This is a genomic window from Streptomyces sp. NPDC047515, assembly GCF_040643055.1.
Lineage (GTDB): Bacteria > Actinomycetota > Actinomycetes > Streptomycetales > Streptomycetaceae > Streptomyces.
Window position 1 is genome coordinate 1 of record NZ_JBEYTM010000106.1, and the last position, 10415, is coordinate 10415.

The 10415-nt window shown below is 70.2% G+C and carries 8 protein-coding genes and 1 pseudogene; 4 read left to right on the forward strand and 5 right to left on the reverse strand.

The window, feature by feature from the left end:
- Positions 1-261, forward strand: a 261-nt coding sequence (locus ABZ826_RS37785; protein WP_361458919.1) for a DUF4277 domain-containing protein, incomplete at its 5' end; no start/stop codon positions are given.
- A gap of 63 nt (positions 262-324) precedes the next feature.
- On the opposite strand, the gene ABZ826_RS37790 is transcribed toward ABZ826_RS37785, so the two are convergent.
- Both ABZ826_RS37790 and ABZ826_RS37795 read right to left on the reverse strand, forming a co-directional pair.
- Positions 325-672 (reverse strand): DUF962 domain-containing protein, encoded by a 348-nt coding sequence (locus ABZ826_RS37790; RefSeq protein WP_361458921.1) that lies wholly within the window; start codon positions 670-672, stop codon positions 325-327.
- Positions 673-787: 115 nt separating this feature from the next.
- On the reverse strand, positions 788-1594 hold the full coding sequence (locus ABZ826_RS37795) for a M15 family metallopeptidase (protein WP_361458923.1): 807 nt from the start codon (positions 1592-1594) through the stop codon (positions 788-790).
- Positions 1595-1650: 56 nt separating this feature from the next.
- Between ABZ826_RS37795 and ABZ826_RS37800 the strand changes: the two are divergent.
- Positions 1651-2185: pseudogene (locus ABZ826_RS37800) on the forward strand (NUDIX domain-containing protein).
- Positions 2186-2218: 33 nt separating this feature from the next.
- Here the strand turns inward: ABZ826_RS37800 and ABZ826_RS37805 are convergent.
- Positions 2219-4570, reverse strand: coding sequence for a TIM-barrel domain-containing protein (locus ABZ826_RS37805; protein ID WP_361458925.1), 2352 nt, complete (start codon positions 4568-4570; stop codon positions 2219-2221).
- 222 nt (positions 4571-4792) lie between these two features.
- On the opposite strand from ABZ826_RS37805, the gene ABZ826_RS37810 reads away from it, so the two are divergent.
- Together ABZ826_RS37810 and ABZ826_RS37815 are read left to right on the forward strand one after the other, a co-directional pair.
- Positions 4793-6769: an acetoacetate--CoA ligase gene (locus ABZ826_RS37810; protein WP_361458927.1), complete on the forward strand. Its 1977-nt coding sequence runs from the start codon at positions 4793-4795 to the stop codon at positions 6767-6769.
- 67 nt (positions 6770-6836) lie between these two features.
- Positions 6837-7763: a hypothetical protein gene (locus ABZ826_RS37815; protein WP_361458929.1), complete on the forward strand. Its 927-nt coding sequence runs from the start codon at positions 6837-6839 to the stop codon at positions 7761-7763.
- A 62-nt stretch (positions 7764-7825) separates the two neighbouring features.
- Here the strand turns inward: ABZ826_RS37815 and ptsP are convergent, their stop codons facing one another.
- Positions 7826-9496, reverse strand: a complete 1671-nt coding sequence (gene ptsP, locus ABZ826_RS37820) for a phosphoenolpyruvate--protein phosphotransferase (protein ID WP_361458931.1) — start codon at positions 9494-9496, stop codon at positions 7826-7828.
- Between the two features lie 76 nt (positions 9497-9572).
- Positions 9573-10022: a PTS glucose transporter subunit IIA gene (locus ABZ826_RS37825; RefSeq protein ID WP_361458933.1), complete on the reverse strand. Its 450-nt coding sequence runs from the start codon at positions 10020-10022 to the stop codon at positions 9573-9575.
- Positions 10023-10415: the final 393 nt, after the last annotated feature.

The window sequence follows — 10415 nt, forward strand, 5'->3', positions numbered from 1 at the left end:
GTCGCTGCCGAGTTTCTGCGCCGGCTTGATGTTGCCGGGACTGTCGACCGGTTGTGCCCGGGCCGTGACATCGCCCATGTGACACACGGTCAGGTCATCGAGGCGCTGGTGGCCAACCGGCTGACCGCGCCCGCACCCCTGTGGCGGGTGGATCGCTGGGCCCGGGAGTGGGCGGTGGAAGAAGTCTTCGGGATCGAGCCGCAAGAACGGCATCCCGGCCGTCCGCTCGCGCACCAAGGGCTGCGTCAGAAGACGTCCTGACGAGGGAGGAGACCGACGAGCAGGCCACGCACAGTCCTGGCAGAACGCCAGAACGCGCTTCGGTCAGCGGTTGTCGGCAAGCCACTTGGCCGCGATCTCCGCCAGCTCCCGGTCGCGGCACGCCAGCATCATCCGGATCATCTGCACGTCGCCACGGAGTGACCACGCGGGATGCCCGAAGGTGGCCGGATTGTTCTTCTCGATCAGGAAGTGGGCGGGCCAGGCGGTCCCGTACCCGATCAGCGGCAGAGCGGCCGCGTACCTCCGGCGCCCCCGCGCCAGGCCGTAGGCGGTGATCGCGAGTCCGGTGAGGGTGCCGGTCAGATGGACCCAGCGGGTCGCGGCCCTGGAGTGCATCGCGACGTAGTAGGGCCAGAACTCTTCATATGAATCGAACGTCTGCTGTGGCATACGGGCACCGTAATGGCTCATGTGGCAACCGGAAACGGTCGATCCGTGTCCGTGGGGTGGAACGGGTGGAACGGGTGGCCGGAACCTGCCGGGGCCACCCGTTCTCGTTCTCGCGTCAGTGCCCCGCGACGGACCTCCGGGCCACGGGGAAGTCGAAATACGTGTCGGGGAACAGCTCGGGCTTGAAGGTGTAGTGCCACCATTCCTCGGCCAGATTCACGAAGCCGGCGTCGGTGAGCGTCGTCTTCAGGAACTGCCGATTGGCGCGCTGGGCCCCCTGGACGCGCGGGTCGTCGGTGTGGGAAAGCGTGTCGAAGCAGTCGAAGCCCGTGCCCATGTCCACGGAATTGTCCGGGAAACGGTCAGCCTGAGGTGCGTAACAGGGCACTTGCTTCCCTCCCGGCAGGTACGGCCCCGTCGGTGCGGCGGGCAGCTTCACCAACGTCAGGTCCACGGTACTGCCACGGCTGTGCCCGGACTTCTCCGCGATGTAACCGTCCGCGAACAGCCGCGACTTGTCGACCCGGGGATAGAACTCGCCCTTCATCGTCTCGTCGCCGAGATCCGTCGCCCACCGTACGAAGTGGTCGACCGCCTGCTGCGGCCGGTAGCAGTCGTACACCTTCAGTGAGTAGCCCTGGCGCAGCAGACGGGTCTGGGCGTGGTGCAGGGCCCGGGCCGCGGGCCGGGTCAGGATGCAGAACGGTTGGCGGTAGCCGTCCACCGGTACGCCCATGAAGTTGTGCGCGGTGGGGTAGCGCATCTCCTGGATGATCGTCGGATCCACCGAACGCAGTGCGACGAATTCCCCGGGCGCCTTCGGCTCGGGGTCTGCCTGCGCGGCGGGGGCGGTGGCGGTGACGGCGAACAGGGCGGCGGCAGCGGCCGCCAGGGCACGGAGAGCGGAAGCAATACCTGTCATGAGCACATAATCCAGTAATCCGGGCCACCCGGCAGGCGATCCGATACAGTCCGCGCGTGTCCAACCCCAGGAGCAACTCCGACAAGCCGGTCAAGGACTCCCACTGCGGGAGCTGCGGAGCGCCGTACGCCGCTTCGACGTCCCCCACCTCCTGGCCCCGCACCTGCGCCGTCTGCGGCGACACGGCCTACCGCAACCCGTTGCCGGTCGCCGTGGCCCTGCTTCCCGTCACCGACCGGGACGGCACCGGACTCGTCACCGTCATCCGCGCCATCCCGCCCCACCGCGGCGGGCTCGCCCTCCCCGGCGGCTACATCGACCACGACGAGGACTGGAGGCACGCCGTCGTACGTGAACTCCGTGAGGAGACCGGCATCGAGGCCGACGAACAGGACGTGCGCCTCGCCGACGCCCTCAGCGCCCCGGACGGCCACCTGCTCCTCTTCGGCCTGCTCCCGGAACGCCCCGCAGCCACCCTCCCAGCCGACCGACGAGACGAGCGGCTTCCGACTGCTCCGCGCACCCACCGAACTCGCCTTCCCGCTGCACACCCTGGCCGCCCGCACCTGGTTCGGGGGCGGCTACCACTGACCGGCCCGCCCCCTCGCCTTCCCGCTCCACCCCTCACAGTCCGCGTACGCGCACCGGGCGGTCCACCGGCCCCTCCTCGCCTTCCCGCTCCACCACAACCTTCCCGTCCACCAGCCGCGACGTGTACCGCTCGACCTCCGCCCGTTCCCAGCCGTCACCCGCGTCCCGGACCACCAGACCGCCCCCGCTGCGCCCCGCGGCCGGAGCCCAGACCTCCAGCTCCACACCCCCGCCCGCACCCCGCACCGGCAGCACCGAACCGGCCCGCGCCAGCACCGGCACCCGTGACAGCGGGGCATCGAGCAACACGTGACCGGGCCCCTCGTACACCTCGCCCGTCGCCGTGTCGTACCAACGCCCACGCGGCAACCGCACTGCCCGCCGATCCGCGCCGCGTTCCAGCACCGGCGCCACGAGCAGGGCGTCACCCAGCAAGAACGCGTCCTCGCACTCCCGCAACGCCCGCTCCCCGGGCGCACGCCACCAGAGCGGTCGCACATACGGGGCACCGGTCAGCCGGGCCAGCTGCGCCAGCGTCACGAAATACGGACGAAGCCGCTCCCGTTCCTCCAGCGCTGCCCGCGCGTGCTCAAGCACCCGCGGGCCGAATTCCCACGGCTCCCGCCGCCCCGCGTCGATCGCCGCATGGGTACGGAACAGCGGCAGATACGCACCGAGCTGGAACCACCGCAGATACAGCTCGGGCGACGGCGACCCGGCGAACCCGCCGATGTCCGGCCCCGAATACGGGACCCCGCACAGCCCCAGCCCCAGCACCAGCGCCAGCGAGGCCCGAAGTCCGGGCCACCCGGTCCCCACATCGCCGGACCAGGTACCTCCGTACCGCTGCATCCCCGCCCAACCGGAACGCGAGAACAGAAACGGACGTGCCTCCGGCCGCAGCCGGCGAAGCCCTTCGTACCCGGCACGCGCCATCGCGAGGCCGTACACGTTGTGCGCCTCGCGGTGGTCACCCCCGCGGCCTTCCAGACAATGCCGCGCCGACCGCGGCAGCGTGGGATCCCCGAACGCCGCGAACGACACTGGCTCGTTCATGTCGTGCCACACCCCGGAGAACCCCTGCGCGAGCCGCTCCTCGTACAGACCGCCCCACCACTCCCGCACCCGCGGATCGGTGAAGTCCGGATATACGCACTCACCCGGCCAGACCTCCCCGCGCACCACCCGGCCCCGGGCGTCCCGGACGAACGCACCGCCGCTGCCGACCGCCGTACCCGTGTCGAACACCGCGTTCCCCGGTTCCGCCTTCACCGCGGGATCGACGATCGACACCAGCCGCACCCCGTCCTCACGCAACTCCTCGGCCAGCCCCGGCAGATCGGGGAAGCGCTCACGGTCGACGGTGAAGACCCGATGCGCGTCGTAGTGGTCGATGTCCAGATGCAGTGCGGACAGCGGCAGCCCCCGCTCCCGGTACCCCGCGACGATCCGCCGGACCTCCCGCTCGCTCCCGAACCCCCAACGGGCATGCTGCGGTCCCAGGGCCCAGGACGGCGGCAGCGCGGGCGCACCCGTGAGCGCCGTCCAGCTCTGCAGCACCCGGGCCGGCGTACCGGCCATCACCCAACAGCGCAGCGGCCCCCCGTCCATCCGCACCTCACACATCCCCGGCCGGTCATGGCCGGATCCCGCACCCTCCTCGCCCTCCCGCAGCTTCACCTTCCCCGACCAGGTGTTGTCGTGGAACACCAGATGCGTCCCCGCGTCGGAGACCACCAACTGCACCGGCATCGTCAGATACAGCGGATCGTCGTCCGGACCGAAGCGCCCGCCCGGATCGGTGTTCCACAGCGCGTACACACCGTTTCGCAGCCGAGGCCCGGAGGCCCGTCCGCCGAGCCCGAAGAACCGGGCGTCCGCGGGCACCTCGGAGCGCTGGACCCACCGCGCGGCTCCACCCGCGACCGGCTCCCACCAGCGCGGCGGCAGCTCGCGCCGGAGCACCACCCCGCCAGGCGTACGCAGCTCCACGGCACCGTGCCGCGACACCGCGACGGTCAGCCGCTCGGACACCACCTGCCAGCCGCCGCCCTTGTCCGGCTCCAGCTCGGCCCGCGGATCCACCTCGGGCGCCGCACCGGCCAGTGCGTACGACGGCAACGGCTCCGCCCCGTCCCAGCCCCAGAACACCGCACCGCCCACCGACACCCGGACCCGCAACTCCGAACGCGCGAACCGCACCACGCCCCCGCCCGGCCCCGGTTCCGCCCCCACCACGAGGCCCGGCACTCTGGCCCGCTCCGCACCGAGCCGCGGCAGTGCCCGCGCATCCGCATTCCGGCGGCGCCACGAGGCGCGCACCGTGCGCAGCCCCTGCACCGAACCGACCATCTTCACCGAGCGCACCAGGTCACGACCGTCCATGCGGCTCACCCTGCCATCCGACAGGGCAGGTGCGGGCTCCGTTCAACTTCCGTTCACCCGTGGCCGGACCACATATCCGGACACGCGACCATGGGTGGTGAACCCTGGTGCGGAAGACGATCACATGACATCGTCCGTAAAAGCCGCCTCACGCGCACACCCCAGCACGTGTGCGCGGACCCACGCCCATCCCGCGTATCCGTACAGCCAGGGAGCCGCCCCATGACCGCAGCAGCCAACGATGCCCCCCTCTGGCAGCCAGGCCCCGACCGCGTCGCGGCCGCGGCCGTTACCCGCTTCCAGAGCTGGGCGGCCGAGCGGTACGGAGCACCGGCCGATGGTGGCTACCCGGCCCTGCACCGCTGGTCGGTCGACGAGCTCGACACCTTCTGGCAGGCCGTCGCCGACTGGTTCGACGTATGCTTCTCCACCCCGTACGAGTCCGTCCTCGGCAACCGCACCATGCCCGGCGCGCAATGGTTCCCCGGCGCCACCCTCAACTACGCCGAGCACGCCCTGCGTACCGCGGAAGACCCCCTGCGCGCGGACGCCCCCGCCCTGCTCCACGTCGACGAGACCCACACCCAGACCGCCGTCTCGTGGTCCGAACTCCGTCGCCGGGTCGGATCGCTCGCCGCCGAACTCCGCGCCCTCGGCGTCACACCGGGCGACCGCGTCAGCGCGTACCTCCCCAACATCCCCCAGGCCGTCGTCGCCTTCCTCGCGACCGCGGCCGTCGGCGGCGTCTGGACCTCCTGCGCCCCCGACTTCGGCGCCCGCAGCGTCCTCGACCGTTTCCAGCAGGTCGAACCCGTTGTCCTCTTCACCGTCGACGGCTATCGCTACGGCGGCAAGGAACACGACCGCACCGACACGGTCGCCGAACTGCGCCGCGAACTGCCCACCCTGCGCGCCGTCGTCCACATCCCGCTGCTGGGCACCGAGGCCCCGGAGGGCGCCCTCGAATGGTCCGCCCTCACCGCCGCGGACACCGAGCCCGTCTTCGAACATGTCCCCTTCGACCATCCCCTGTGGGTGCTGTACTCATCCGGGACCACCGGGCTCCCGAAGGCGATCGTCCAGTCCCAGGGCGGCATCCTGCTGGAACACTTCAAGCAGGTGGGCCTGCACTGCGACCTCGGCCCCGACGACCGGTTCTTCTGGTACACCTCCACCGGCTGGATGATGTGGAACTTCCTCGTCTCTGGCCTGCTCACCGGAACCACACTCGTTCTGTACGACGGAAGCCCCGGCTACCCCGACGTCAGCGCCCAGTGGCGCGTCGCCGAACAGACCGGGACGACCCTCTTCGGCACCTCCGCCGCCTACGTCATGGCCTGCCGCAAGGCCGGTGTCCACCCGGGCCGTGACTTCGACCTCTCCCGCATCCAATGCGTGGCCACCACTGGCTCCCCGCTCCCGCCCGACGGATTCCGCTGGCTCCACGACGAAGTCGCCGACGACCTCTGGATCGCCTCCGTCAGCGGCGGGACGGACGTCTGCAGCTGCTTCGCCGGCGCGGTCCCCACCCTTCCGGTGCACATCGGCGAACTCCAGGCCCCCTGCCTCGGCACGGACCTCCGGTCCTGGGACCCCGCGGGCAAGCCACTCATCGGCGAGGTGGGCGAACTCGTCGTCACCGCCCCCATGCCCTCCATGCCGATCCGCTTCTGGAACGACCCCGACGGCAGCCGCTACCACGACAGCTACTTCGACATGTACCCCGGCGTCTGGCGCCATGGAGACTGGATCACGCTCACCGAGCACGGCTCGGTCGTCATCCACGGCCGCTCCGACTCCACCCTCAACCGCCAGGGCGTACGGATGGGCTCCGCGGACATCTACGAAGCCGTCGAGCGGCTCCCCGAGATCCGGGAATCCCTCGTCATCGGTATCGAGGAACCCGACGGCGGCTACTGGATGCCCCTCTTCGTCCACCTCGCCGACGGCGCCGCACTCGACGACGACCTGCGCGACAGCATCAAGCGGACCATCCGCGAGAATCTCTCCCCGCGCCACGTCCCGGACGAGGTCATCGAGGTCCCCGGCATCCCGCACACACTCACCGGCAAGCGCATCGAGGTTCCGGTCAAACGGCTCCTCCAAGGCACGGCGCTGACCAAGGCGGTCAATCCCGGCTCCATCGACAACCTCGAACTCCTCCACTTCTACGAGGACCTCGCCCGCAAGCGTCACTGACCGGCCGCGTTGTCAGTGCCCGTGATTACTCTGAGTGAGCAATGATCGACAGCGCACTGGGGGAATCATGGCGCGGACCAGGAACACCAAGCACCTCACGACCAGCGGTTCCCGCCGGTCGGGCACATCCATGCGACGCACGCTGCGCCGCGAAGCACCCAGCACCATCGGCCTTCTGGCCGACGAGCAGGACTTCGCGGCGATGCAGCGCTACCGGACCTTCACCTTCGACGACCACACCGTCTATCTGCGGCAGGTCGAGGGCCTGCTCAAGTCCCTCGCCGCACAGGGGATGCACACCACGGTCGCTCTCTTCGACCCGGAGGAGTACGCGCAGTTCTGCCGGGAGTCAGGAATCGCTCCCGACACCCCCGCCGGCCGCAGCCGCTTCACCGCCGAAATCGCCTCGGCCGGTGCCACCGTCGCGTACAGCGGACAGCCCATCGACAGCCTGATCCCGCTCCTGGTCAGCCGAGCCGTCCGCCAGGCCACCTGGGAGTACGCCACGATGATCCTCGCCGAACTCGGAAAATGCGCGGACTGCGGCCAGGACGTCGGCCGCGCCGCCTTCGACCGGGCCTCCCACCTCCTGCTGCGCATGCTGGAGACGGCCGGACCGGGTACCCACCACCTCGTATGCAGCACCCCCACCGAGAACGAGCACCTGCTCGCCGTCCTGCACACCGAGCGCGACACCGCCGGGCCCGCCCGCCTCGAATCGGCGGAAGGAACGGAGTTCGTCACGGTGCTCGCCGTCGGCATCGCACTCGAAAAGCCCGGGGGAGTCGTACTCCGCACGAGCAGGGCCGACGCGGACGACCGGGTGCACGGCTGGCGGCTGGTCGGCGGCAGCCTGACCCCGCTCACCGCCGGCGAGGTGTTCAGCGCCTACTGCACCGACGCCGACACCGGCGAACCGGTCGCGCCGGAGTCGCGCGTGGAGTACTGCGCGGGCTTCGACCTCGGCGCGGACGAACCGGAGCAGCACCACTGACAGGCCGAGGGGGCTCCTCGCCACGACGGCAGGAAGCCCCCTCCACATCGGACACCGCGGACCTACTCGCCCGACAGCACCGCCTGAGCCGCCATCCGCGCCTCTTCGGCGGAGTCCGTCGCACGCGCGGCGGAGGCGGCACGCTCGCACTGCGCGAGCGTGTACTTCGCCAGCGTGGCACGGACATAAGGAATGGACGCCGCCCCCATCGACAGTGACGTCACACCGAGCCCCGTGAGAACACAGGCGAGCAGCGGGTCGGACGCGGCCTCACCACAGACACCACAGCTCTTGCCCTCAGCCCCGGCCGCCTGCGTCGACAGTGCCACCAGGTCGAGCAGTGCGGGCTGCCACGGATCCTGCAGCCGGGACACCGCACCCACCTGACGGTCGGCGGCAAAGGTGTACTGGGCCAGGTCATTGGTGCCCAGCGAGAGGAACTCCACCTCCCGGAGAATGGAGCGGGCCCGAAGAGCGGCGGACGGAATCTCCACCATCGCACCGAACTTCGCCCCCAGCCCGGCCTCACGACAGGCGTCGGCGAAGGCCTTCGCGTCCGTACGGTCCGCCACCATCGGGGCCATGACCTCAAGGTGGACGGGCAGGCCCTCGGCCGCCTTCGCCAGCGCGGTCAGCTGTGTGCGCAGCACATCGGGGTGGTCCAGCAGGCTCCGCAGCCCGCGCACACCCAGCGCGGGGTTCGGCTCGTCCGCCGGGGTCAGGAAGTCCAGCGGCTTGTCGGCGCCGGCGTCCAGGACCCGCACCACGACACGACCCTCGGGGAATGCCTCCAGCACCGCGCGGTAGGCCGCGACCTGCGTCTCCTCGGACGGCGCCTGCGTGCTGTCGTCCAGAAAGAGGAATTCGGTACGGAACAGCCCCACGCCCTCCGCACCGGCCGCGACCGCCGCCGGCACGTCGCCCGGCCCGCCCACGTTGGCGAGCAGCGGGACCTTGTGACCGTCCGAGGTCGCACCCGGGCCGGTCGAAGCGGACAGCGCGGCCTTGCGGGCCGCAGCGGCGCTCTCCATCTCCGCCCGCTTCTCGGCGCTGGGCTCGACGAAGATCTCACCCGTGCTGCCGTCCACCGCGATGACCGTTCCCTCGGCCAGTTCACCGGCGCCGGGGAGCGCCACCACGGCAGGAACCCCGAGCGCTCGCGCCAGAATCGCGCTGTGGCTGGTGGGCCCGCCCTCCTCGGTCACGAAGCCGAGCACCAGTGCCGGGTCCAACAGCGCCGTATCGGCGGGCGCCAGGTCCCGCGCGATGAGCACATAGGGCTCGTCGCTGTCCGGCACACCGGGCATCGGCACGCCGAGCAGCCTGGCCACGATCCGGTTGCGCACGTCGTCGAGGTCGGCGACGCGACCCGCCAGGTACTCCCCGGCGTTGGCCAGCAGCGCCCGGTAGGAGGCGAACGCGTCGTACACGCCGCGCTCGGCGGTGCTGCCGACGGCAATTCGACGCTCGACATCAGCCATCAGCTCGGGGTCCTGCGCCATCATGGCCTGGGCCTCCAGCACGTGTTGAGCCTCGCCACCGGCGAGATTCCCGCGTGCGATCAGGTCGGCCGCCACGGCCTCCACCGCCTGGCGAGCGCGCCCCTGCTCACGCTCCGCGTCCTCGGCCGGGATCTGCTTGGCCGGCGGTTCGAGCACCGCCGTACCCATATGACGCACCTCACCGATCGCCACTCCGTGGCTCACACCGACGCCTCGCAGCGTTGTCTCCATGTCACCCGTCTCCGATCGTGCGGCGGTCCTTGCCCCCGCAGTGGATATCCAGTCGGCTGTCACTGTGCCGAGCCCGTCACTGCCAGCCGAACAATGTGTCACCGAGCTTCACGTCGCCGTCCTCGCGGACGTCGGAGAGGGAATCAGCGGTGGCTTCCAGCGCGACGATCGGGCACACGGGAGACTTTCCGAGCGCCTCGACGCCCGCGGGGTCCCACCGCACGATGCCCTGACCGCGGGTGACCGTGTCCCCCTTGTTCACGAGCAGTGCGAAGCCCTCGCCATTGAGCTGAACGGTGTCGATGCCGAGGTGGACGAGCACGCCGTGCCCGTGCTCGTCCACCACGACGAACGCGTGCGGGTGCAGGGAGACAACGATGCCGTCGACGGGCGACACGGCCTCGGACGGCTCACGTACGGGATCAATGGCAGTTCCGGGCCCCACCATCGCGCCGGAGAAGACCGGGTCCGGTACCGCGGCGAGCCCGATGGCACGTCCGGCAAGAGGGGACGTCACAGTGGTCATGGGGAACCTCCCAGGGGTGGAGCTCGAATGGCGCCGTCACGCCTTGCGGACGACGCCGTGCTGCTCAGCAGAGTAAGTCATAGGAAGTTCCGGTTCCGCCCGAGTCCTGATGGTTCGCGACCTTAGAAGGGCACCGGAAACGATTTGCCTCGACTCCCGGAGGCCTGTACTGTCGTACCCCTGCCTGACCCCACCACGACTTCGAGTCGGGGGTCGGTGACGACTTTTAAGACCCGACTCTAAACCCGGATCGGCACCCGCATGTCTGCAGGTGGTTGGTCAAGGGAAAGGAAAAGGCCTGATAGAGTCGGACTCGCCGGAAAGGGAAACGCGAAAGCGTGGAACTGGAAAGCGGCCCCGCTTCGACCGGGAATCGGACACGAAAGAGTCTGA

Coding starts and splice junctions, on each gene's coding strand:
- ABZ826_RS37790 (WP_361458921.1), bottom strand. CDS start 672: ATGCCACAGCAGACGTTCGATTCATATGAAGAGTTCTGGCCCTACTAC.
- ABZ826_RS37795 (WP_361458923.1), bottom strand. CDS start 1,594: ATGACAGGTATTGCTTCCGCTCTCCGTGCCCTGGCGGCCGCTGCCGCC.
- ABZ826_RS37805 (WP_361458925.1), bottom strand. CDS start 4,570: ATGGACGGTCGTGACCTGGTGCGCTCGGTGAAGATGGTCGGTTCGGTG.
- ABZ826_RS37810 (WP_361458927.1), top strand. CDS start 4,793: ATGACCGCAGCAGCCAACGATGCCCCCCTCTGGCAGCCAGGCCCCGAC.
- ABZ826_RS37815 (WP_361458929.1), top strand. CDS start 6,837: ATGGCGCGGACCAGGAACACCAAGCACCTCACGACCAGCGGTTCCCGC.
- ptsP (WP_361458931.1), bottom strand. CDS start 9,496: ATGGAGACAACGCTGCGAGGCGTCGGTGTGAGCCACGGAGTGGCGATC.
- ABZ826_RS37825 (WP_361458933.1), bottom strand. CDS start 10,022: ATGACCACTGTGACGTCCCCTCTTGCCGGACGTGCCATCGGGCTCGCC.